This is a genomic window from Roseofilum sp. Guam, assembly GCF_017746735.1.
Taxonomy (GTDB): Bacteria; Cyanobacteriota; Cyanobacteriia; order Cyanobacteriales; family Desertifilaceae; genus Roseofilum; species Roseofilum reptotaenium.
On record NZ_JAGHZN010000062.1, the window covers coordinates 1 to 20,581 of the forward strand.

The following is a 20,581-nucleotide window of genomic DNA, read 5'->3' on the forward strand; positions in this document are numbered from 1 at the left end:
TAACTTGCCGGTCTTACATTGAAGGGGCTATAATGTAAACAAGAGTCAAATAGTCTTTTATGGAAAGAGCATTCAACTACAGGTTTTATCCAACATCAGAGCAAGAGTCCCTATTGCGGCGAACTTTGGGTTGCGTAAGGCTGGTCTATAATAAAGCTCTCCACGAAAGAACTCAGGCTTGGTATGAACGACAAGAAAGAGTAGATTACGCTCAAACCTCTTCAATGTTGACCGCCTGGAAAAAACAAGAAGAGTTAGATTTCTTAAAGGAGGTGAGTAGTGTCCCCTTGCAACAAGGGTTGAGGCATCTGCAATCCGCATTTACTAATTTCTTTGCCGCCCGTGCCAAATATCCAAAATTCAGGAAAAAAAACCAAGGAGGTAGTGCGGAATTTACCAAATCGGCGTTTAAGTTTAAAGACGGTCAAATCTATTTAGCCAAATGTAAAGAACCCTTAGCTATTCGCTGGTCTCGTCAAATCCCATCCGGTTGTGTGCCCAGTTCGGTAACAGTAAAACTGCATCGGTCAGGACGTTGGCATATCTCCATTAGATTTGATGACCCCACTATTAAACCCTTGCCTGCTAAGGATAAAGCAGTAGGTATTGATTTAGGAATTAGCCGCCTATTAACGACCAGTGATGGAGAGAAAATAGCTAATCCTAAAGCATTAAAGAAACACTACCATAAGTTAAGGGGACTTCAAAAAAGCTTATCGAGAAAACAGAAAGGTTCTAACAATAGATACAAAGCCAGAGTAAAGCTGGCTAGACTTCACCAAAAAATAGTCGATACCCGAGGTGACCATTTACATAAGCTAACCACTCAACTGGTGCGTGAAAACCAAACGATAGGTGTTGAGGACTTAGCAGTTAAGAATATGGTCAAAAACCGAAAGCTGGCACAAGGGATATCTGATGCAAGTTGGGGAGAGATTACCCGACAATTGTCCTATAAATGCCGATGGTATGGCAGAAACACTATCGAGATAGACCGGTGGTTTCCGAGTTCAAAACGGTGTAGTAATTGTGGGCATATCGTTGAAAAAATGCCGTTAAATATTCGGCAATGGAAATGCCCTGAGTGTGGGAGTGACCATGACCGGGATATTAACGCCAGTAAAAATATCTTGGCCGCAGGACTTGCGGTGTCAGTCTGTGGAGCGAGTGTAAGACCCGATCAGAGTAAATCTGTGAAGGCAACTGCAAAGAAACAGAAACCTAAATCGTGAGGTTTAGGAATCTCCTCGGCTTTAGCCAGGGGAGGATGTCAATCACTAAACGTTTTACTTCATTAGGTTCAAATTCAACTTTATGACCGACGCTAAAGTCTCTCATATTCGTAATTTCTGTATTATTGCCCATATCGATCATGGGAAGTCTACCTTAGCCGATCGCCTCCTCCAGTCTACGGGAACGGTTGCCGATCGCGATATGAAGGAGCAGTTCCTGGATAGCATGGATCTCGAACGGGAGCGGGGGATTACGATTAAGCTCCAAGCTGCACGGATGAATTATCAGGCGGATAATGGGGAAGTTTATGTCCTTAATTTAATTGATACTCCAGGGCATGTTGATTTTTCGTATGAAGTTTCGCGATCGCTGATTGCCTGTGAGGGGGCACTGTTAGTGGTAGATGCCTCCCAGGGGGTAGAAGCGCAAACCTTGGCGAATGTCTATTTGGCCCTAGAACACGATCTGGAAATTATCCCCGTTCTGAATAAAATTGACTTGCCTGGGGCGGAACCCGATCGGGTCAAGGCAGAAATTGAAGAGGTAATTGGATTAGATTGTAGTGATGCCATTTTAGCTTCGGCGAAAGAAGGCATCGGTGTTCCCGATATTCTAGAAGCGATTGTTCAGGGAGTTCCTGCTCCTCAAGAAACCCTAAAAGAACCCCTACGGGCCCTGATTTTTGACAGTTATTATGATAGCTATCGGGGCGTAATCGTCTATTTTCGGGTGGTGGATGGTAAGGTTCGTAAAGGCGATCGCATCCGCTTGATGGCAACCGGTAAAGAATACGATATTGACGAGTTAGGCGTTCTCTCTCCAACTCAAGTGCAAGTGGAAGAACTACATGCTGGAGAAGTGGGCTATTTAGCCGCATCCATTAAAGCTGTGGAAGATGCGCGGGTGGGCGATACCATTACCCTGAAAGCAGAATCTGCCGAAAATCCCTTACCGGGATATAAAGAAGCCAACCCCATGGTATTCTGCGGCATGTTTCCCACCGATGCCAACCAATTCCCCGAATTGCGGGAAGCTCTAGAGAGACTCAAACTCAATGATGCTGCCCTTTCCTATGAACCAGAAACCTCTAGCGCCATGGGCTTCGGTTTTCGCTGTGGGTTTTTGGGATTATTACACATGGAAATTGTCCAAGAACGGTTAGAGCGGGAATACAATCTGGACTTGATTATTACTGCTCCTTCCGTAGTTTATCGGGTGGTTCTGAACTCGGAAGAAACCATTGCCATTGATAATCCGAGTACCTTACCGCCTGCCAACGAACGACAAAGCATTGAGGAACCCTATGTCAAAGTAGATATTATTACCCCAGAAGCCTATGTGGGCACATTGATGGAATTGTGCCAAACCCGACGGGGAATCTTCAAGGATATGAAGTATTTAACCCAAAGTCGGACCACCTTGATTTACGAGTTGCCCTTAGCGGAAGTGGTAACTGACTTCTTCGATCAGATGAAGACGCGATCGCGGGGTTATGCCAGTATGGAGTATCAGTTTATCGGCTATCGCTCCGATGATTTGGTGCGCTTAGATATCATGATCAACAACGATCCCGTCGATGCCCTAGCCATGATTGTCCATCGCGATAAAGCCTATTATGTGGGACGGGGATTAACGGAAAAATTGAAAGAATTGATCCCACGCCATCAGTTCAAAGTTCCCATTCAAGCCGCAATTGGTTCGCGAATTATTGCCAGTGAACATATTCCTGCCTTGCGTAAGGATGTATTGGCTAAATGTTACGGCGGTGATATTTCCCGGAAGAAAAAGCTGCTGCAAAAACAAGCCAAGGGTAAAAAGCGAATGAAGTCCATTGGTACAGTCGATGTGCCTCAGTCCGCATTTATGGCGGTTTTGAAGTTGGATAACGGGTAATTGGTGAGATAGCCGAGAAGGAGTGAGTTAGGAACAGTTAAGTTATTGCCTATTGCCTCAAACAATAACTTAACTGTCCCAACTTAAATCAACGGACATTAATGATGGAGGATTCATTACCCCTGAAGCCACCGGGCAGCATCCTTGGCATGATAGGTGAGAATTAGATCGGCACCAGCACGCTTAAAGCTGGTTAAGGTTTCCATCACCACTCGCCGTTCATCAATCCAGTCATTGAGAGCAGCAGCTTTGACCATGGAATATTCACCGGAAACATTGTACGCGGCAACGGGCAGATTCGAGGCTTGTTTCACTTGCCAGATCACATCCATGTAGGCTAAAGCTGGTTTAACCATCAGCATATCCGCCCCTTCAGCCACATCTAGATCGATTTCCTTAATCGCTTCGCGACTATTAGCCGGGTCCATCTGATAGGTGCGGCGATCGCCAAATTGGGGGGCTGACTCAGCCGCATCTCGGAATGGCCCGTAATAGGCCGAAGCGTACTTAGCAGCATAGGACAAAATCGGAATCTCTTCAAACCCCTCTTCATCTAACGCTGCGCGAATTGCTTGTACAAACCCGTCCATCATCCCAGATGGGGCGATCACATCCGCTCCAGCTTTGGCTTGGGAAACGGCAGTTTTCTTCAATAACTCTAATGTGGGATCGTTCAACACCCGTCCCGTCAGATCTCCCACTTCCAAATAGCCACAATGACCATGGCTGGTATACTCGCATAAACAAGTATCTGCAATCACCACTAACTCAGGCACAGCTTCTTTGACTGCCGTAGCCGCTTGCTGGATCATCCCACAATGATGCCAAGCACCTGTTGCGTCCATATCTTTGGTTTCAGGAATACCAAACAGGATAATCGCCGGAATACCCAAATCATAGACTTCCTTCGCTTCGTCTACAATTTTGTCTACTGAGAGCTGATATACACCAGGCATCGATCTCACTTCCTTAGCGACTCCTTCACCTGGGATCGCAAACAACGGATAAATCAAATCATTAGTGGTTAAGACCGTCTCTTGTACCATGCGGCGCAAGGTAGCAGAGTTACGGAGGCGACGAGGGCGATGAATGGGAAACATAATTGGGAGTTTACAAACAGTAATCTAAATAAATCGAGAGTATTTCAGCATTGTATAGCGATCGCCGATCCCCCTTTACATTTGAGTCCTTTTTCTCAATGTTTTGTAACGTTAGCCCTCCCTAACCTTAAGCAAAATAAAATCAAGCATTTCCTATTCCCCATTCCCCATTCCCTCTATGAAACCTTGGAATTTTACCCCTCCTCCTGCCTCTGAATTAGGCGATCACGAAGTCCCCCTACACGGAACCCACCTTCAAGGAAAACGTATTGCTCTGCTTATTACCGGCAGTATTGCCGCCCTCAAAGCCCCCCTATTAGCGCGGGAACTCAGGCGCGAAGGAGCAGAGGTTACCGCCTTTACCTCCACTGAAGCTTTACGCTATACCACCCTCGACAGTCTAGAATGGAGTACCACCCATCCGGTAATTACCAAACTGACGGCTGCTGCGGAACATCTCAGCGATGAAGACCCTTTTGATGTGTATGTCGTCGCTCCTGCCACCTACAATACGATTAATAAGATGCGCTATGGCATCGCCGACGGAGTTATCACCTCTACCCTCGCTTCCGCCTTAGGAAAACTAGAACAGGGGCAAACCCAAATTCTGATTGTGCCCACGATGCACGGCAGTTTACACAATCGGATTTTAACCGAATCCCTACAGCAATTACACCACTGGGGTGTAGAGATTATGCCTCCTAAAGAAGCCTACGGCAAACACAATTTACCCGATCTGCGATCGATTGTAACCACAGTTTCCCGCTTAGTTAGTTCTTCTCCTTTAAAAGGTATTCCCATTTTAGTCACGGGCGGTCCTACTCCCGTTCCCATTGATAACATTCGCCGAATCACCAATCGTTTTCGTGGCACATTAAGCCTTAAAATCACCGAAGAATTGTATTTACGAGGGGCAGAAGTCCAGTTAATTCTAGGAACGGGGGGGGATACCCCACCTTCCTATTTCCCCTGTGAAATCGCTCAAACCTACGAACATTATGCCCAATTAGTTTTAGATCACTTACAGCAATATCCCTATGTTTTTGGCATCTTTTCTGCCGCTGTTGCAGACTATCAACCGGAGCGCGTACTGCCTGGAAAAATCCCCAGTGGGGGAGCTTTGCACTCTCTGAAATTAGTCCCTACTGGCAAGGTAATTGAACGGGTAAGGACAGAATTCCCAGACCTGTATATGGTAACTTTCAAGTATCAGGAAGACGTTACCCATAAAGAATTAATTGATATTGCCCAAAAGAGACTAGAACAAGGATACAATGCAGTGGTTGCTAATCGCGGAGAAGAAACAGGAGAGCAAGGCGAACAAATTGCCTATTGGGTGTCGAAAAATAAAACGGCCGAGAAGATGATGGGCAAAGAAGGCATTGCCAGAGCAATTTCTAATTATCTAGAAGCCTGTTTTTCAACTACACCCCAAGTCTAAAAATCACTTTTTACCCATCGGGAAACTGCCAGCATAAGATACGCTCGATGCGATCGCTCTGACACTCTGGACAAGGCTGATTTTGCGCAGAACTCACCCATTCATAGTCACACTGATGGCAGTGGCAAAAAACATTATGTTCATTCGCAACATCTATCTTGTGCTTCCAGCGATCGATTTCAGTGCGATCGGGTTGAAATGGAATGTTCATCATTCAGTCAATCATTAAGGACAACCCAAAAACTTATGGGTTTGTAAACTTATACGCCAGTCTGGGTGATGTAAAACAAACTGCATCGCTAAATCAATCGTTTCTGGGCTATTCCATTCCGGTTGTAAAAATTTCACTGCGTTAGGCTTCACGAACTGAGCTTGTTCCTTAGCCCAGTCTAGATCTTCTGGCCCAGTAATCACCACTTTTAATTCATCTGCATAAGTGCCCATACTGCGATCGGGAGATTTAGACTGCTTCGGGGAAAACGTCACCCAATCAAATGTCCCCGAAAACGGATAAGCGCCAGAAGTTTCTAAGTGTAAAGGGAGATGACACAAAGATCTTAAGCCCTGGGTTAATTGATCCAAATTATGCATTAATGGCTCTCCCCCAGTAATCACAATCATACTCGGATTGACCGCTAAAACAGCTTCAGCCAATTGCTCAATGGAATATTGGGGATGTTTGTCCACAGGCCAAGATTCTTTCGTATCGCAGAACCAACAGCCGACATCACAGCCTCCAAGGCGAATAAAAAAAGCATTTCGTCCCATCCAATAGCCTTCTCCTTGGATAGAATGAAATTTTTCTACAATGGGATAGGTTTTCACAGATGGCTATTCATTAACATAGGAACAGATCTTCCATTATAACAACCACCTCTACTTTTGGGTTATAATAATTAGAATTTACAGCGCTTCATGTTGGCAAATATAATAACTAACAATTATGACTATCAACCCAAAGGAGAAATGATGAACCATACAGGGTGTAAAGCGATTGGATTACTGGCCTTCTGGGGGGCGATCGTTGGGGCAATTTACCCCGTACAATTTGCTCAAGCTCAAAGCAATGGGGTAATGTATGGCAACTATGTCAGTGTCACGGCGGCTGAACCCGCAGAAGACCCGAATTCTACCCTAGAGCAAACAACAGGAAGTCCTCTAGAATACCAGCCAGTCAGGGCAGAAAAACAACTTGAACCTGTTCCTTTAGAAAATCCTGTTCTACCAGAACCTCCTGCCTCTTTACCTATATATCCTCTACCCAATAATGAGTCAGCCGAACCCGATCAAACCACCGCACAGCAAACCAGCACATCCGATCCAAGACCAGCCGTAGGCAGTTATTTCGGCATTGGCGGAACCATTGGCTTAAGCGATGGAGAAACTGCCCTAGGCAGTGGTGGATTTTCTTTAATGAGTAAAGGAGCATTGAGCGAATATCTGACTTTGCATAATGCCACCTCTTTTGGCAAGCAAACAGCAAGTATGTTTGCTCTAACTGGTGAAATTCCCATCAGAAATCCCCAGACTCAAGAAGTTGTTGCTATGCCGTTTTTAGGCGGAGGAACTTTAGTGACAACCAAAGATGAATTGCGGTTTCATGGGTTAGTGGTTGGGGGTGTTGATATTCCTCTATCCAGAGATTTCATGGGAACAGTGCGGGTGAATGCGGGGTTTGTTGATAGTAAAACTGAAGTCGGTATTGTATTAGGAGTTGGCTATCGATTTAATTTGTTTAACTTATTCTAATTTGTCTTGATCTTCCTTGTCTTGGCAAGAGAGTTCTGGCACTTGAGGCTCAGGTAAACTCTCTTGAACCGTTTCATCTCTATTATCTCCCGAGCCTTGGAGAACGGCGGCGAAAGGTGAATCTGGGTTTTCTAATACCCATTCGTCAAGAATATCTTCGATCAGAAGTCGTTTAATCCAGACCTGAGCAATAACTGCTAAAGGAAGGGCTAAGAACAGACCAATAATACCAAAAAGCTGTAAACAAATAAGTTGAGCCAGGAGCGTTGCTGCAGGTAACAGGGAGACTTGTTTGGCCATCACTGTGGGTGTTAACCAATAGCTTTCCACTTGTTGAACAACAACATATAGAATCAAAACTGCCCCAGCTTTGAGGAATCCACCGGTATCTAAGAGGGAAACAGTCATCGGTAAAACAACACTTAAAGTTGGCCCAATATTGGGGATAAAATTGAGTAGTCCTGCCAATAATGCATGGGCTAAAACTAGCCGAACTCCAATGATGGATAATCCGATAAAACTGAGCGTACCAATGAAGAGGGAGTTGATAATAATGCCCCCAAACCAATTATCTAATGCGATTTCACATTCAGCTAAAATACTATCGGCTCGCCGCCGATAAAAGGACGGAAAAATGCGAACTAAAGCTTGACGATAGGAAATGGGATCGCCTAAAAACATTAAAGTTAAGACAATCACCAGTAGCAATTGACCTACGGCAATGATGGAGTTAGAAAAGAAGGAGTAGAAGTTGCCAAAGACTTGGGTCAGGAAGGGTTGAATTTGTTGAAATCCACTGGATAAATCAGGAGGCTCTGGTAACCAAGAGGGAGTATTTGCTCTCCATTGGTAGAGCAGAATTCGCAGTTGTTCGAGTCCAGTCGGGATCAGATTAATCAGAATTTGAAATTGTTCAATGAAGGGAGGAACAATAATCCAATAGAAGAACAAAAAACAGAGAAAGGTAACACTGATAGTGACTAAAACCGAGAATCCTCGATTGAGGCCGAATTTCTGCACCAGACGCACTCCACGGTTGAGGGCAGTCGCCAGTACAATCGCAGTGAAAACAAGTAGCAAAATTCCCCGTATTGTCCAGAGAATATACAGGGATGTAACTAAACTGAAAAAGCCAAGTAATTGACCAAGTGTCACCAGGATTTCCTCCTCACCCTTGATGGGTAATGGGTAATGGGTAAGGTTGTTGTTCGGCTATTTTACTTGAGTAGAGGTTGATCGCGGGAGAAATTGCTTTAAAATCTTTAGGGGTGGACGATCCCAAGTATCGACATGATGATCGATCAGACCTTGGTCGTTGAAGGTATAAGTAGAATAACCATTAAAGTTAATCTGTGCCTTCCAGGGGACTCGCAGTTTGCCGCGCACAGTCCAGTCTACCCGCAGGGTTTGGGGAGGCAAAAAGTGCATCTGATGGACATCAAAAAATAGCTCGGTGAAAAACAATTGACCATGAAAGCGCAGTGTCCAAAAGATAATCCGATAGTTGAGTTTACCCTTAAATTGACTGATGGGGTCTTCAAAGAGGATATTTGGGGTATAAATGTTGTAGTTAATATCCTGTTCAAATAAGGTGGGTAAGTCCTGTTGCAGAATCTCCATCACCTCTTTAATCTGGGGCGGTAGAGCGTCAGAGTTGGTGGATAGGACGGATTCTGAGTTCATGATCGGTAAAGAGAATTTTGTTGAATGTATTTTAGGCTACTTGAGGGTAATTTTCGTTTTCCGTGGGAGAATGCATAACAGATTCAATCTAGCTTTGAACCATTGTAGCTATCTTGAAAAATCGCCGCTGATATACCGTATAGCAGAGGTAATGGTTTGAATGAATGCCTTACCCCTCCTATGATCGAGATTGGCTAGTTAGATTTTAGCTAATAATGCTCTGTCTCATTCGACGATCGCCACCCATTTCAGCGAGTACCTTCATTGAGGACAATGCGATCGCGCCCTTGAGTTTTGGCTTGATACAATGAGGCATCTGCCTTAGCAATCAAGGCTTCTGGGGATCGGGCAATGCTGGGAACCATACAGGCAACCCCTAAGCTCAAGGTGACATAAGGCTGTACCTCAGAATTGGCATGAGGCAATTGTCGTTCCCCGATTCCCTGATGAATGCGTTCGGCAACCTGGAGAGCGCCTATGCTATCAGTATTCGGCAATAAAATAACGAACTCTTCCCCTCCATATCGAGCCACTAAATCTCTGGAGCGTCTAACTGCCTCTGCCATCACCTGAGCGACTTTACGCAAACAGTCATCCCCAGCTAAATGACCATAGCAGTCGTTATAGCGTTTAAAATAATCCACATCTGCCAGAATCAAGGATAGAGGTTGCATCTGATGCAACAATTGCGACCATTCATAACTTAATACTTGATCGAAATGTCCCCGGTTGGCCACTTGAGTTAAACCATCGAGGGTAGCTAAACGAGTTAACTCTTGATTGGCGTGGCGTAAATCAGTCTCGGCTTGTTTGCGTCGCATTAAGGAAGCTAACTGGTTGGCGACGGATTGGACTAAAGTTAAGGAGCGCTGCTCAGGAGAATAGGGCGATCGGGAAAAAAAGATCAATACCGCCAACACTTCCCTCTGCCAACAAATGGGTATAGCTAAAGCTCCCTTCAAACCCACCTCTTTGGCTTGCTGCATTCGGGGAGAGATCGTACGCGTAGTTTGCGAGATATCCTCAATCCATTCCAACTCTTTAGAGATCAAAACCCGTCCGAGTAACCCTTCATGGGGGGTAAAGGCGATCGCCTCACTCAGATGACGAAACCCCTTAAATTGCTGAATATGGCTATATCCACCCCGGCTTAACCGTAGCTGAGTTCCTCCTTGAGTCGGCATCCAAGCTTCCGCAAAATCCCAATGAATCGTATGACAAATTTGAGCGAGTACCTTCTCTAAGGCAGACTCGATATCAATGGTATCACTCAGAGCTTCGGTGGTGTCTAGAAGTAACTGTAACTGGGCATTTTGTTCCTCTAACTTCTGTTGATATTTACGCAATCGTAGCTGATGCTCAATCCGCACTACTACTTCTACTGGCTCAAACGGCTTACTAATGTAATCGACTGCGCCCACTTCAAACCCTTTAACTTTACTGAGGGTTTCATCCATGGCGCTAATAAACAACACGGGGACATCGGCAATTAATTCTATGGATTTTAGATGTTGACAAAGCTCATACCCATTCATATCGGGCATCATCACATCCAACAATACCAAATCTACTGACCCAGCTTGGATAGAGCTTAAAGCTTCCTTGCCACTAGAGGCTACCTGGACTCGATATCCCTCCTTCACCAAAATCCGATTCAGTAAACTCAGATTATCTGGTTCATCGTCAACCACAAGGATGGTTTCTTTTAATCGCTGTAAGAGCTTTCGACTCATGAATGGGTAATCGGTAATGGGTAGTCGGTAATGGGTAGTCGGTAAGGGGTAAGGGGCGATCGCCGCTTTTGAGCAATCATCTCTGAAAATTAAATGAATATGGGCCGATCATACCCAAATCCTGATATATAACCATTAGAGATTAGTCGAAAAAAATAGGAAGTTTCTATGGAATTAGAATATCCAGACGATCTAAAATACCTGGACAGCCATGAGTACGTGCGGCTTGATGGCGAAATTGCTACGATTGGACTGAGTGCCTTTGCGATCGATCAACTCGGTGATATTGTTCATCTTGAATTGCCAGAAGTCGGAGATGCTCTAGAAAAAGGAGAATCTTTCGGTTCAATTGAATCGGTGAAAGCGGTTGAAGATCTTAAGGCTCCCGTTATGGGGACCGTCCTTGAATGCAATGAAGAGCTACTGGAAAACCCTGAAAATATTGGTGACGATCCTTACGGAGATGGATGGTTAATCAAAGTCCGGATTGATGAGAAGGAAGAACTAGATGGCCTACTCTCAGCCTCAGAATACCGCGCTCAACTTGAAGGGGATGAGGAAGATCATTAAAGATAAACGGATTGAACCTCAAAGACGTTAAGCTTTAAGGACTGCTCATATCCAGTCCGGCACGTCAATGATGATGAAGTCATTGCAAAGGTCGCGGAACGCCATGAAGCAATCCCAACAATCTCCCTAGTCTTGGCGATTGCTTCTAGAACGGTAGCAATGACAACTGTTTCAAGGGACTTAATACAGCAGTTTTCTAGCTTGATGTGTGTTATAATTCTAAGCTAGAAAGGGTGATCAACCCCGTGAAAAACCCAGTAGCCGCAAGGCACGCACCTTGAAAACTGAAGTTATGGGGTTCTTCTCAGGAAGGCTTGAGAAGGTGAAAACTTCAAGCACCAAGTATCAGAGAAACTCAATATTTTAGGTTTTGAACTGTATCGTAGGGCATACGAAAACAGGCTTCTGGAATGGAGCGAACGTCTGAGGAGAGGATCGCCTCTGGATTAAATACCGCAAGAGATTTAGTTGAAGCGAACTCGTTGAATCAGAAATCCAAAGCAGTGATGTTTGGAGAATCTACTCGACTTTAGCCAGTGGAGTATGTCAAACCCTAAGCAAAGGAAAGGGTGTCATCATAACTCTTATGGCACTTTTTTCAAGCTTTTGATGTGAGATATGGATCGCCCATGCAGAATTCAGACGTAACCCCTAAAGCTAACATGAATACCGGATCTTTGTCCCCAAACTCCTCTGTCCCCGCGTCTGAGCCACAGACTCGTCCATTTTGCGATCGCCATTTAGGCCCGAATGACAACGATATTCAACGGATGCTCAACCTGTTAGAAATCGATGACTTAGATGCCCTAATTGAGCGTACCATCCCCCCAGCGATCCAGCTCACTCAGCCCCTTAATCTCCCCAGCGCCCAAAGCGAACATGAAGCGCTGAAAACCCTCAAAGAGATGATGGGCAAAAACCAGATTTTCCGGTCTTATATGGGTATGGGCTATGCCAACTGTATCACCCCACCGGTCATCCAACGTAATATCCTGGAAAATCCCGGATGGTATACCGCCTATACACCCTATCAAGCCGAAATTGCCCAGGGTCGTCTCGAAGCCTTACTTAACTTTCAAACGCTGGTCATTGATTTAACTGGGTTAGAAATTGCCAATGCCTCCTTACTTGATGAAGGAACAGCAGCCGCCGAAGCGATGAGCATGAGCTATGGCCTCTGCAAAAATAAGGCCAACAGCTTTTTTGTCTCCCAAGAGTGTCATCCCCAAACCATTGAAGTGGTGCAAACCCGCGCCCAACCCTTGGATATAGAAGTGATTGTGGGCGATCATGGCACGTTTGATTTTAGTCAACCCATCTTCGGGGCGCTGCTACAATATCCCGCAACCGATGGCACGATTTATGACTACCGAGAATTTATTGCTAAAGTCCATGAAGTAGGCGCTCTGGCGACAGTAGCGGCTGACCTTCTGAGCCTCACCCTGTTGACTCCTCCAGGAGAAATGGATGCGGATATTGTGGTGGGGAATAGCCAACGGTTTGGCGTTCCTCTAGGCTATGGCGGCCCCCATGCGGCCTATTTAGCCACCCGCGAAGCCTATAAACGGCAAGTTCCCGGTCGCATTGTCGGTCGCTCGAAAGATAAGGATGGACTGCCGGCTCTGCGGTTAGCGCTGCAAACGAGGGAACAACATATCCGCCGGGATAAGGCGACGAGTAATATTTGTACAGCTCAGGTTCTGTTGGCGGTGATTGCCTCGACGTATGCCGTGTATCATGGGCCGGAAGGTCTGAAGGCGATCGCCAAAACGATCCATCAACATACTCTCTGGTTAGCCGCTGGTCTCAAGCGTTTGGGCTATAGCTTGCCTGAAAGCCGGTTTTTTGACACTTTACGGGTAAACTTGGGTGAAACGTCCTTAGAGAGCCTATTGTCCGCCGCTAATGGGAAAGAAATTAACCTTCGTACTCTAGATGAGAAGACTGTGGGGATTTCATTGGATGAAACCACGACTATCGCAGATGTCATCGACCTATGGGAGATTTTTGCCCAGGGACAAAATTTACCCTTTAGCGCAGAAGAAATTATCGGGTCTGCGCCAACCCCAGATTTGGGTCACTTCACGCGCCAAAGTCCCTACATGACCCATCCCGTATTCCATCAATACCATTCGGAAACGGAACTATTGCGCTATCTGCATCGCCTGGAAGCGAAGGATTTGTCCTTGACGACCTCCATGATTCCCCTCGGCTCTTGTACGATGAAACTCAATGCTACAGCCGAGATGATTCCGGTGACTTGGCCGGAAATCGGTCAAATTCATCCCTTTGCACCCCTGGAGCAAACGGCAGGCTATCAGGAAATGTTCCGTCAGTTGGAAGCTTGGTTAGCTGAAATTACCGGATTTGAGGCGGTTTCGTTGCAACCCAATGCGGGGTCTCAGGGAGAATATACCGGATTATTGGTGATTCGAGCCTATCATCAGCATAATGGACAAGGCGATCGCCATATTTGTCTGATTCCAGAGTCGGCCCATGGTACGAACCCCGCCAGTGCCGTGATGTGTGGGATGAAGGTCGTCGCGGTAAAATGCGATCGCCAGGGTAATATTGACCTCACTGACCTCAGAGCAAAAGCCGAAAAACACAGCGCTCAACTCTCCGCACTCATGGTCACCTATCCCTCCACCCACGGCGTATTTGAAGAAGCCATTCAAGAAATCTGCGAAATTATCCATAGCCATGGCGGTCAAGTCTATCTCGATGGAGCCAACATGAACGCTCAAGTGGGATTATGTCGTCCTGGAGACTATGGTGCAGATGTCTGTCACCTGAACTTACACAAAACCTTCTGTATTCCTCACGGTGGTGGCGGTCCGGGAATGGGCCCCATTGGTGTAGCGCCTCACTTGGTTCCCTTCCTTCCCGGTCATAGTATCGTCGATTTAGGCAAGAACCAACAGGGAGCGGTAGCAGCCGCGCCTTGGGGAAGTTCGAGTATTCTGCCCATTTCCTGGATGTACATTGCCATGATGGGCACGCAAGGGTTAACGGATGCCACGAAAGTAGCGATTCTGAATGCTAACTATATCGCCCATCGGCTCGACCCCCATTATCCGATTCTGTACACCGGCAAATTTGGCTTAGTCGCCCATGAATGTATCGTGGACTTGCGACCCCTGAAAAAGTCAGCCGGTGTAGAAGCAGAAGACATTGCCAAACGGTTGATGGACTACGGGTTCCACGCGCCTACCATGTCTTGGCCCGTAGCGGGAACTATCATGGTTGAACCCACCGAAAGCGAATCTAAGGAAGAGCTAGACCGTTTCTGCGATGCCATGATTGCCATTCGCGAGGAAATTGCCGCCATTGAGCAGGGAGAGATGTCTGCTGAGGATAATCTACTCAAAAATGCCCCCCATACGGCCGAAATGCTGTTAGCGGATGAGTGGACGCATCCCTATTCTCGCCAGCAAGCCGCCTATCCTGCACCTTGGACGAAGGAGTTTAAGTATTGGCCGCCAGTGCGACGAATTGATAATGCATTTGGCGATCGCAATTTTGTCTGTTCCTGCGCTCCCATGGAAGCCTATTCCTAGGCGATAGAACAGATAGAAACCCGGTTTCTGGTGCCTTGTTACTCAAAACAAGGACATCCCAGGAGAAACCGGGTTTCTTTGCACTGGGGAATAGGGAATAGGGAATAGGGAATAGGGAATCGGTTTGTGGTGCATTGCTTTGTAGGTTCAACACTATATTTTATAACAGTGCAAAGTGCTGTAACTTTCAATGGATTGAAAATTAGCAATACTCACGTTGACGATCTGTAAAACAATTCAATTTTCTCCAAGGTTTACAGGCTCTATCCCTTATATACTCTAGCTTGTTAGTCTCCTGATCAGTCCTCGGTGCGATAGCGTTTTCCCCATTTTTTCCACAAAGGAAACCAGTTTTCCACAGGGTTTTGAGGAAAAACAGGGGAAATGTACAATTTTAAAGTAGGGGCAAAAAATTTTTCGCCCCTACAGAGATAGAGTGGATCGCCCCTAACTCTTCTTGCGACCCCGCGAACTGGTACTTTTCGTACTTTTCTTAGCCTTCAATAACTCTAGAGCCTCTTCTAAAGTTACCTCTTCAACCGGCCGTTCTTTCGGCACACTGGCATTCACTTTACCATGCTTCACATAGGGGCCATAGGGACCATCATAAACATTAATGGCTTCTCCATCCTCTGGATGTGTTCCCAACTCTCGCAGGGGTTCCTTGGTTTTACTGCGACCTCCTCCCCTGGTTTTTTTCGGTTGGGCTAGTAATTCCAGAGCGCGATCGAGGCCAATCGTTAAGATATCATCTTCTTTCTTCAAAGAGCGATAATCTTTACCTTCCTTACCTTGATCGTGGACAATATAGGGGCCAAAGCGACCTAAACCCGCTTTGATATTCGCTCCCGTTTCGGGATGTTGGCCCAACAGTCTAGGTAAAGATAATAACCCGACGGCCATATCCAAGGTTACCTCTTCTGGTTTCATCCCTTTGGGTAAGGAAGCGCGTTTTGGTTTTTTGTTTTCCTCCGACACTTCGCCAAGCTGCACATAGGGGCCATAGGTTCCATTGAGGATAAAAATATCTTCTCCCATCTCCGGATGAACACCGAGGCAGTCAGGGCCTTCAGTTTTTTGCTTGAGCAGCGTTTGTACCTGTTCCAGATCGAGAGTATCCGGAGTTAAATGGGGCGGAATAGAAGCCGTGAGCGGTTCATCTTCTCCATTTTCCACCACCACATAGGGGCCATATTTCCCTAAACGGACTTTAGCTTCTAAGCCCTCTAATTCCAGGGTCTTAGCGGTATTGGGATCGATTTGGCTCTCCCGTTCTTTTACCTGAGTTTCTAAACCCGTTTCACCCTGATAAAAAGTTTTTAGATAGGGTAGCCATTCCACTTCTCCCATAGAAATATCATCCAGGGTTTGCTCCATACGAGAGGTGAATTGAGTATCCACCAGATCGGGAAAATGTTGTTCTAGAAGATTGGTAACCGCAAAGGCAGTAAAGGAAGGCACAAGGGCCTTATTGATCATTTGGGCATAACCCTTGCCGATAATCGTATCAATAATACTGGCGTAGGTACTGGGACGGCCCACCCCTTCTTTTTCCAGCGTTTTGACTAAGGATGCTTCAGTAAAGCGAGCGGGGGGTTGGGTTTGGTGATCGATCGCCTCTAATTGTTTACAATTAGGATGATCCCCTGCTTTGAGTTCGGGCAGGATCACCTCCTGATTTTCCAAGGCGGCATCGGGATCGTCAGAACCTTCCACATAAGCGCGGAAAAATCCAGGGAAATTAATCCGTTTACCAGAAGCACGAAATTCCGAGGTTTCCACTTGCAGATTAACCGCAATTTGGGTTAACTGGGCATTGGCCATTTGAGACGCTACGGTGCGCTTCCAAATCAGGTCATAAACCTTGGCTTCGCGACCCTCTAACCCCGTTTCTTGGGGCGTACGAAACTGCTTTCCGGCTGGACGAATAGCTTCGTGAGCTTCCTGCGCTCCCTTACTTTTGGTGCTGTATTGGCGTGGCGTAGGGGAGAGATATTCGGGCCCATATTTCTGTTCTACACAACTGCGAGCTGCGGCGATCGCCTCTTTAGACAAATGCACCGAATCCGTCCGCATATAGGTAATATAGCCCTGCTCGTACAAATTTTGCGCTGTCCGCATCGTTTCCTTCGCGGATAACCCCAATTTGCGGTTCGCTTCCTGTTGCAAAGTCGAAGTGGTAAAGGGAGGAGAGGGTTTGCGCGTCGTCGGCTTTTCGTCTACCTCCGTCACCGTCCAAGTTTTTCCCTCTAACTGCTTTTGCAGCGCCTTCGCTTCTGTCTCATTCAGAAGTTTCACCTTACGGTTTTTAATGATTTTTCCGGTCTGAGGATCGAAATCACTGCCTGTTGCAATCTTAACCCCATCCAGAGTGGTTAACCGGGCTTCAAACGTCAGTTTCGTCTGTTCCAACGTCGCCTTGAGATCCCAATACGACCCCTGACGAAAAGCTCGCCGTTCCCGCTCGCGAGCCACCAACAACCGAACCGCCACTGACTGTACCCGTCCGGCTGAGAGTTTCGGCGCTATTTTTTTCCACAATAAAGGAGAAATCGTATATCCCACCAAGCGGTCTAAAATCCGCCGGGTTTCTTGAGCATGAACCAATTGCAAATCAATATCCCGGCAGTTTTTTAGAGCTGCCCGAATGGCTTCTTGGGTAATCTCATGAAAGACCATCCGCTTAATGGGAACTTTGGGTTTTAAGAGTTCCTTTAGATGCCAACTAATGCTCTCACCTTCTCGGTCTTCATCTGTCGCCAGAATTAACTCATCCGCTTTCTTGAGAGCGTCTTTGAGTTCTTTAACAATTTTCTTTTTATCTTTGGGAATCACATAGAGGGGTTCAAAGTTCGCTTCTACATTGACTCCCAGTTGGGCCCATTTCTCCTTTTTGACGCTGGCGGGAATTTCATCAGCGGCGGAGGGAAGGTCACGAACATGACCCATTGAGGCTTCCACTTGGTAACCACTGGGTAAAAAGTTGCGGATCGTTCGCGCTTTGGTTGGAGATTCAACGATAACGAGGCTTGACATAGGGCATATGGGGAATAGATCAGCAGAGATGGGTTAATTAATCTCTAGCTAGTTTGTCAACTTGGAAGATTTTTGTGCGTTTGTCAAGGGATAAATCATTAAGATTTATGGGAAGAGGGGAATGGAGAAAGGGCAACACGGGGTTTGATCCTTTCCTTGTTATATCCGATTTCCTCCCCATCCTCCCTATCCCCCTATTCAGTCCTAGTCGAGTAGGTGTAAACTGTCTAGTAAAGTTAAAGTGGATCAATAATCCCAAAATACTCAACTGCTTGGAGCAAATGATCCTGTAGATTCAGATGACCTTGACAAACCTCATGAAATCTAGTAAAGATAGCAGCTTTGAAGGGCCCGTTAAACCGAAAGTCTTATCCCAACTGGGTGACTTTCTTTACTGTACCGTCAAACCAACCTGTAATGGGAGCGTGGAATGAGTCAGGGTGAACGCCGAGAAAGACGTAGTAAAAAAGCCAAATTGATGGTCGTTGATGATGAACGAGATAACTTAGATCTACTTTATCGAACCTTTCGACGAGATTTCCAAGTTTACCGTGCTGAAAGTGCAAAGGCCGCTCTAGAGATTCTGGATCAAGAAGGAGAAATGTCAATCATTATCTCTGACCAACGGATGCCAGAAATGAATGGTACGGAGTTTTTGGGCAAAACCGTAGAACAGTATCCAGACACAATCCGTATTTTATTAACCGGTTATACAGATGTGGAGGACTTGGTTGAGGCGATTAATGCGGGGAAGGTGTTTAAGTATATTGTTAAACCCTGGAACCCGACGGAACTGAAGGCCTTAATTGAGCAAGCCTCAGAGACCTACCAAGTCATTAAACAAAGTACGAATAATTTGCGGCGATCGCTACGGCGGGAGTCGATTCAAAATACGGTGATGACGGCTCTCAGAGATAAGCTCGATTACGACAGTATGTTGCAAAACATCAGCGAAACGCTGGGCGAGAACTTTGAAGCAGATTTCTGTTGTCTTCAGTCCGTTGAAGAAAAAAAGTTGACTGCACATCAGTTTGCTTATCATAAGGTTCCGGACTCCTCAGAGGATATCAATCTCCTCAATTCCCCAGACTCTCAAGCCTTAATTCAATCCGCTCTAGAGAGTCATCAAACCCAAACTCAACGGTCTTCAGAAGGTGATCGCCCTTATCTGCACTTAGCTGTCCCCCTAAGCTATCAAGAGAGCTTGTTTGGTATTCTCTCCCTTTATCAATATGACACCGACACGGTTTGGCCGGATGAGGATATTCAGCTACTAGAGAGCATCATTGAACAAGCCTCCTTAGCTCTCTCGCAAGCCAAACTCTATGAACGAGCCACCAAACTCGCCAACCAACTGCAATCAGAACTCGAAGTTGCTCGTCAATTTCAGGCGAACCTGCTCCGGCAAAGTTGGCCTGAAATTGATGCGGTTGATGTCCAAGCCCATTGCTATCCTGCACGGGAAGTCGGCGGAGATTTCTTTGAAGTCTATGTCCATCCCCAAGGCGATATTTGGGTAGCCGTTGGTGATGTCTCAGGTAAAGGAGTTCCTGCTGCTCTATTTATGGCTAGTGCCATTTCTGTACTGCGACGAGAACTGTCTCAGGATACATCCCAGGAGCCGAATGAAGTGATCCGGAACCTGAATAGTTCCCTGATTGATGATTTGACGAATAACAATTCTTTTATCACTATGGCGGTGGCTCGCTATCGTCCCTCAACTCAGGAACTCGCCTATGCCAGTGCCGGCCATGTTTATCCCCTGATTTGGTCTCACAAAAAACTGATGGAGCAATTGTCTTCCAATGAACCCGTTACGGTAGAACCCAATATCCTCAAAGTGCGGGGTATTCCGGTAGGTATTTTACCCGTTTGGAAAGCTCAGTCTGGACAGGTGAAAATGGAATCAGGCGATGTACTGTTACTCACCAGTGACGGAATTACTGAAGCGAAAGATCCGGGTGCAGGTCAAATAGATTCAGAAGCCATGCTGAATCAAGAAGGGTTATGGAGATTGTTGAGTCAGCAGTCTGGAAAACTTAATTTAACCCAACTGCTTGATAGTGTTCGAGCAGATAGTGCTATACAAGAAGATGATCAAACGCTGCTATCTTTGGAGGTTTTGTAGGTCTCATGAAAACTGAGCTAAATGTGCCAAGCGATTTGAAATTTCTGGGAATTGTTGAGTCCTGGTTACTGGGATGTTTGGAAGTGGAACTGGGGGAGTCAGCAGATTGGTCCAGACAATCAACTCGGTTTCGATTAGCCTTAGTGGAAGCTTATTCTAATGTGGTTCGTCATGCCCATAAAGATAAGGCAGAATTGCCCGTGGTGATGTGTTTGGAATTGCAAGATAGTGATATTGCTCTAGAGGTTTGGGATCACGGTCAAGGTTATGATTTAGCGACTTATCTGCCACCCGATCCAGAACAAAAACAGGAAGGAGGTTATGGGTGGTTGATTATGAATCGATTGATGGATAGAGTGGAGTATCGCCTGCAAATTGATGGTCGGAATTGTCTAAAACTAGAGGCGAGTGTACCGGCTTTGCAGAAAGAATAGTTTCGGATTGAAGGGTGAGTT

At 46.1% G+C, this 20,581-nt stretch carries 16 protein-coding genes; 9 read left to right on the top strand and 7 right to left on the bottom strand.

Annotated elements, in window-relative coordinates; all coding sequences use genetic code 11:
- Positions 1 to 59 precede the first annotated feature (59 nt).
- Complete coding sequence (locus tag J7529_RS21115; protein WP_318730599.1) at positions 60 to 1,232, top strand: RNA-guided endonuclease TnpB family protein; 1,173 nt, start codon at positions 60 to 62, stop codon at positions 1,230 to 1,232.
- Positions 1,233 to 1,314: 82 nt separating this feature from the next.
- Entirely contained in the window at positions 1,315 to 3,126 is a 1,812-nt protein-coding gene (lepA, locus tag J7529_RS21120; RefSeq protein ID WP_318730600.1) for a translation elongation factor 4, read from the top strand.
- A 116-nt stretch (positions 3,127 to 3,242) separates the two neighbouring features.
- Here the strand turns inward: lepA and hemB are convergent, their stop codons facing one another.
- The gene (gene hemB / locus J7529_RS21125; RefSeq protein ID WP_271943740.1) at positions 3,243 to 4,226 is read right to left on the bottom strand and encodes a porphobilinogen synthase; all 984 of its coding nucleotides are present in this window, start codon (positions 4,224 to 4,226) and stop codon (positions 3,243 to 3,245) included.
- Positions 4,227 to 4,404: 178 nt separating this feature from the next.
- Here hemB and J7529_RS21130 point away from each other — a divergent pair, with 178 nt between their 5' ends.
- A complete protein-coding gene (locus tag J7529_RS21130) occupies positions 4,405 to 5,667 on the top strand; it encodes a phosphopantothenoylcysteine decarboxylase (protein ID WP_318730601.1) in 1,263 nt (420 codons plus the stop codon).
- Positions 5,668 to 5,677: 10 nt separating this feature from the next.
- On the opposite strand, the gene J7529_RS21135 is transcribed toward J7529_RS21130, so the two are convergent.
- Both J7529_RS21135 and J7529_RS21140 read right to left on the bottom strand, forming a co-directional pair.
- A complete protein-coding gene (locus J7529_RS21135) occupies positions 5,678 to 5,881 on the bottom strand; it encodes a hypothetical protein (RefSeq protein ID WP_318730602.1) in 204 nt (67 codons plus the stop codon).
- Positions 5,882 to 5,892: 11 nt separating this feature from the next.
- Positions 5,893 to 6,492 (bottom strand): 7-carboxy-7-deazaguanine synthase QueE, encoded by a 600-nt coding sequence (locus J7529_RS21140; protein WP_318730603.1) that lies wholly within the window; start codon positions 6,490 to 6,492, stop codon positions 5,893 to 5,895.
- Between the two features lie 141 nt (positions 6,493 to 6,633).
- Here J7529_RS21140 and J7529_RS21145 point away from each other — a divergent pair, with 141 nt between their 5' ends.
- Complete coding sequence (locus J7529_RS21145; protein WP_318730604.1) at positions 6,634 to 7,416, top strand: hypothetical protein; 783 nt, start codon at positions 6,634 to 6,636, stop codon at positions 7,414 to 7,416.
- On the opposite strand, the gene J7529_RS21150 is transcribed toward J7529_RS21145, so the two are convergent.
- The 3 genes from J7529_RS21150 to J7529_RS21160 form a co-directional block, all read right to left on the bottom strand.
- The gene (locus tag J7529_RS21150) at positions 7,408 to 8,571 is read right to left on the bottom strand and encodes an AI-2E family transporter (protein ID WP_318730605.1); all 1,164 of its coding nucleotides are present in this window, start codon (positions 8,569 to 8,571) and stop codon (positions 7,408 to 7,410) included. The genes J7529_RS21145 and J7529_RS21150 overlap by 9 nt on opposite strands.
- A 57-nt stretch (positions 8,572 to 8,628) precedes the next feature.
- Positions 8,629 to 9,099, bottom strand: coding sequence for a DUF2358 domain-containing protein (locus J7529_RS21155; protein ID WP_271943722.1), 471 nt, complete (start codon positions 9,097 to 9,099; stop codon positions 8,629 to 8,631).
- A 248-nt stretch (positions 9,100 to 9,347) separates the two neighbouring features.
- Positions 9,348 to 10,832 carry a diguanylate cyclase domain-containing protein gene (locus J7529_RS21160; protein WP_318730606.1) on the bottom strand — a complete coding sequence of 495 codons (1,485 nt, stop codon included), beginning with the start codon at positions 10,830 to 10,832 and terminating at the stop codon, positions 9,348 to 9,350.
- A gap of 168 nt (positions 10,833 to 11,000) precedes the next feature.
- On the opposite strand from J7529_RS21160, the gene gcvH reads away from it, so the two are divergent.
- The 3 genes from gcvH to gcvP all read left to right on the top strand — a co-directional run bounded on the left by gcvH (position 11,001) and on the right by gcvP (position 14,962).
- Positions 11,001 to 11,402, top strand: a complete 402-nt coding sequence (gcvH, locus tag J7529_RS21165) for a glycine cleavage system protein GcvH (RefSeq protein WP_318730607.1) — start codon at positions 11,001 to 11,003, stop codon at positions 11,400 to 11,402.
- A gap of 410 nt (positions 11,403 to 11,812) precedes the next feature.
- A complete protein-coding gene (locus J7529_RS21170) occupies positions 11,813 to 11,935 on the top strand; it encodes a hypothetical protein (RefSeq protein WP_318730608.1) in 123 nt (40 codons plus the stop codon).
- Positions 11,936 to 12,031: 96 nt separating this feature from the next.
- On the top strand, positions 12,032 to 14,962 hold the full coding sequence (gene gcvP / locus J7529_RS21175; RefSeq protein ID WP_318730609.1) for an aminomethyl-transferring glycine dehydrogenase: 2,931 nt from the start codon (positions 12,032 to 12,034) through the stop codon (positions 14,960 to 14,962).
- A gap of 447 nt (positions 14,963 to 15,409) precedes the next feature.
- Here gcvP and topA read toward each other — a convergent pair whose 3' ends face one another.
- A complete protein-coding gene (gene topA, locus J7529_RS21180) occupies positions 15,410 to 17,998 on the bottom strand; it encodes a type I DNA topoisomerase (protein WP_318730610.1) in 2,589 nt (862 codons plus the stop codon).
- A gap of 430 nt (positions 17,999 to 18,428) precedes the next feature.
- Between topA and J7529_RS21185 the strand changes: the two genes are divergently transcribed.
- Together J7529_RS21185 and J7529_RS21190 are read left to right on the top strand one after the other, a co-directional pair.
- Positions 18,429 to 20,126 carry a SpoIIE family protein phosphatase gene (locus J7529_RS21185; RefSeq protein ID WP_318730611.1) on the top strand — a complete coding sequence of 566 codons (1,698 nt, stop codon included), beginning with the start codon at positions 18,429 to 18,431 and terminating at the stop codon, positions 20,124 to 20,126.
- Between the two features lie 5 nt (positions 20,127 to 20,131).
- The gene (locus tag J7529_RS21190) at positions 20,132 to 20,560 is read left to right on the top strand and encodes an ATP-binding protein (RefSeq protein WP_271943705.1); all 429 of its coding nucleotides are present in this window, start codon (positions 20,132 to 20,134) and stop codon (positions 20,558 to 20,560) included.
- The last annotated feature ends 21 nt before the right edge of the window (positions 20,561 to 20,581 follow it).

Excerpts from the sequence above, each read along its gene's own strand:
- J7529_RS21115 (WP_318730599.1), top strand. The coding sequence starts at position 60 with ATGGAAAGAGCATTCAACTACAGGTTTTATCCAACATCAGAGCAAGAG.
- lepA (WP_318730600.1), top strand. The coding sequence starts at position 1,315 with ATGACCGACGCTAAAGTCTCTCATATTCGTAATTTCTGTATTATTGCC.
- hemB (WP_271943740.1), bottom strand. The coding sequence starts at position 4,226 with ATGTTTCCCATTCATCGCCCTCGTCGCCTCCGTAACTCTGCTACCTTG.
- J7529_RS21130 (WP_318730601.1), top strand. The coding sequence starts at position 4,405 with ATGAAACCTTGGAATTTTACCCCTCCTCCTGCCTCTGAATTAGGCGAT.
- J7529_RS21135 (WP_318730602.1), bottom strand. The coding sequence starts at position 5,881 with ATGATGAACATTCCATTTCAACCCGATCGCACTGAAATCGATCGCTGG.
- J7529_RS21145 (WP_318730604.1), top strand. The coding sequence starts at position 6,634 with ATGATGAACCATACAGGGTGTAAAGCGATTGGATTACTGGCCTTCTGG.
- J7529_RS21155 (WP_271943722.1), bottom strand. The coding sequence starts at position 9,099 with ATGAACTCAGAATCCGTCCTATCCACCAACTCTGACGCTCTACCGCCC.
- J7529_RS21160 (WP_318730606.1), bottom strand. The coding sequence starts at position 10,832 with ATGAGTCGAAAGCTCTTACAGCGATTAAAAGAAACCATCCTTGTGGTT.
- gcvH (WP_318730607.1), top strand. The coding sequence starts at position 11,001 with ATGGAATTAGAATATCCAGACGATCTAAAATACCTGGACAGCCATGAG.
- J7529_RS21170 (WP_318730608.1), top strand. The coding sequence starts at position 11,813 with ATGGAGCGAACGTCTGAGGAGAGGATCGCCTCTGGATTAAATACCGCA.
- gcvP (WP_318730609.1), top strand. The coding sequence starts at position 12,032 with ATGCAGAATTCAGACGTAACCCCTAAAGCTAACATGAATACCGGATCT.
- topA (WP_318730610.1), bottom strand. The coding sequence starts at position 17,998 with ATGTCAAGCCTCGTTATCGTTGAATCTCCAACCAAAGCGCGAACGATC.
- J7529_RS21185 (WP_318730611.1), top strand. The coding sequence starts at position 18,429 with ATGAGTCAGGGTGAACGCCGAGAAAGACGTAGTAAAAAAGCCAAATTG.
- J7529_RS21190 (WP_271943705.1), top strand. The coding sequence starts at position 20,132 with ATGAAAACTGAGCTAAATGTGCCAAGCGATTTGAAATTTCTGGGAATT.